The sequence below is a fragment of the Dellaglioa sp. CoH-57-MRSF-19 genome (genome assembly GCF_056781975.1).
This window is the reverse complement of sequence record NZ_JBXAXW010000161.1, coordinates 1-385: the sequence shown is the minus strand read 5'-3', so window position 1 is coordinate 385 and position 385 is coordinate 1. Positions and strand designations below refer to the sequence as shown.

1 protein-coding gene is annotated in these 385 nt (G+C 52.5%); it reads right to left on the bottom strand.

The annotated features are described in order from the left end of the window. Positions 1-49: 49 nt before the first annotated feature. Positions 50-292 carry a hypothetical protein gene (locus AC1RO3_RS08770; protein ID WP_289874039.1) on the bottom strand — a complete coding sequence of 81 codons (243 nt, stop codon included), beginning with the start codon at positions 290-292 and terminating at the stop codon, positions 50-52. Positions 293-385: the final 93 nt, after the last annotated feature.

The following is a 385-nucleotide window of genomic DNA, read 5'->3' as shown; positions in this document are numbered from 1 at the left end:
GGTCTAGTATGATCGCGTTTCTGGCACGTGTCAACAGTACCCGACTAATTTACTCGGGTTTGTAGCCGCGCCCCACTTCAACCCCGCATTGCGTCGTAACGCTCACGATACGCGGGTCGCCCATGATCGTGGCAATCGCGCCGCGCACATTGCGATAACGTGCGAGCCCCAGCCGTTCCACCATGCAGTTTCCGCGCTCGTCAAAGATGCTAACGACGTACCGTGAACCAAGCTCAATATCGGCTTGAATGTTAACCGTTTGGTCAATATTGAAACGCAGATTCGTTTTCATGGGGTGCGCCTAGTGGGTTATCGATGGCTCAAATAGTAACGGCCCCTTTCGGAGCCGTCAACAATACCCGAGTAAATTACTCAGTCTTTATTC